The 2,030-nt window shown below is 60.7% G+C and carries 1 protein-coding gene; it reads right to left on the reverse strand.

The annotated features are described in order from the left end of the window. Nucleotides 1-58 precede the first annotated feature (58 nt). Nucleotides 59-1,867 (reverse strand): monovalent cation:proton antiporter-2 (CPA2) family protein, encoded by a 1,809-nt coding sequence (locus ACW9HW_RS29900; RefSeq protein WP_095195053.1) that lies wholly within the window; start codon nt 1,865-1,867, stop codon nt 59-61. Nucleotides 1,868-2,030 lie beyond the last annotated feature (163 nt).

A 2,030-nucleotide genomic window follows, 5' to 3' on the forward strand; every position in this document is an offset into this window, starting at 1 on the left:
TTGAATGCACGCCTCCTGTGGGAGCGAGCCTGCTCGCGAAGAGGCCTGCACAATCACCTCATTTCCTGGCGGCTTGCTCTTCCAGTTGGTCCGACTCAAACAACCGCGCCAGTTCCGCCCGGGCTTCCTGTGCTGTCTGCTTGACCTTTACCGCATCGTCGTAGATCGCATGCTGGGCTTCGAGTACCTGTTCGTCATGGTGCTTGAAACGCTTGATCCGTGCGTCGGCCTGCTCGTGTGTCAGTCCCAGGCCGATCAACGTCTGCCGGCTCATTTCCAGGCTGGAGTAAAAGGTTTCGCGCACCGCGTGGGCACCCAGGTCCACCAGTCGATGCACATGCTGGCGGTTACGTGCGCGGGCAATGATCTTTATATGCGGATAAAGCTTGTGCACCAGTTCGGCGGTCTTGATGTTGGTGTCCGGGTCGTCGGTGGCGATCACGAAGAATTCGGCTTGCCCGACCTTGGCCGCACTGAGGATTTCCGGGCGCATCGGATCGCCGTAGAACACCGGCACACCGCCGAAGCTGCGTGACAGTTCGATGGTTTCCACCGACGTGTCGAGGGCCACGAACTTGATGTTCTGTGCCCGCAGGATACGCGCGACGATCTGTCCCATGCGGCCCATGCCTGCGATCACCACGCGGGGTTCATCGGCGTCGATTTCGCGAAATTGCTCTGGCACCACCACCGGTTGCACCTTTGGGCTGACCAGTCGGGCGCACAACAACATCAATAGGGGGGTCAACGCCATCGACAGGGTGATCGCAAGCACCAGCAAGTCGTACAGGCGCGGATCGAACAAACCATGATCACGGCCGATCTTGAATACGACAAAGGCAAACTCCCCACCGGCGGCCAACACGATCCCGAGGCGAATGGCGCTGATCTTGTTCAAGCCACCGCCGAGTCGGCCAACGATAAACAGCAACGGCAACTTGACGGCGATCAGCAGTACGGTCAGCCCCAGCACCACGATCGGCTCGCGCAGCAGCAGACCCAGGTTGGCCCCCATGCCGACACTCATGAAAAACAACCCGAGCAGCAGGCCCTTGAAGGGTTCGATCTGTGCTTCGAGTTCGTGCCGATATTCGGAGTCCGCCAGCAGCAGGCCGGCAAGGAATGCTCCGAGGGCCATCGAAATACCAGCCAGATCCATCAGCCAGGCGGTGCCCATCACCACCAGCAATGCGGTCGCGGTGGACACTTCCGGCAAGCCGGTCTTGGCGACCACGCGGAACACCGGCCGCAGCAGGTAGCGTCCACCGACCACCACAATGGCGATGCTGATCAGCACGCGCAGGCCCTGGTTCACATCGTCGACCGCGCTGAGGTTTTGACTGCTGCCTGCCAGCAGCGGCACCATGGCGATCAGCGGAATCGCGGCGATGTCCTGGAACAGCAGAATTGCAAAGGCCAGGCGCCCGTGGGGACTGGTCAGTTCCTTGCGTTCGGCCAGGCTTTGCAGGCCGAACGCGGTGGACGACAGGGCCAGCCCCAGGCCTAGCACGATCGCGCTGTTCAAGGGTTGGCCGAATATAAACAGCGCGGTCACGCCAATCACCGAGCCGGTCAACAGCACTTGCGCCAGGCCGACGCCGAACACCGATTTGCGCATCACCCACAAACGTCTCGGTGACAGTTCCAGGCCGATGATGAACAGCAGCAACACCACACCCAGTTCGGAAATGTGCGCGACGCTTTCCGTATTGCCAATCAGGCCCAGCCCCGAGGGGCCGATAATCACCCCGGCAAACAGATAACCCAGCACCGCCCCCAATTGCAGGCGTTTGGCCAGGGGCACGGTGAGAACTGCCGCGAGCAGAAACACAACAGCGGCTTGCAACAGATTGCCTTCATGGGGCATGAGAAAACTCCATCAACTCGGTACGGCGGGGGCGACAAGGATAAAGGCTGGGGTTGCCGCAGATCTACCGTGGATTGTCTGTCAGCTTGATGGCGGATGTGCCGACGCCTTCGCGAGCAGGCTCGCTCCCACAGGGATGGTGTGTTTTTCACAAGCCCCCTGT

Source organism: Pseudomonas sp. SDO5532_S415 (assembly GCF_054071155.1).

Coding starts and splice junctions, on each gene's coding strand:
- ACW9HW_RS29900 (WP_095195053.1), bottom strand. CDS start 1,867: ATGCCCCATGAAGGCAATCTGTTGCAAGCCGCTGTTGTGTTTCTGCTC.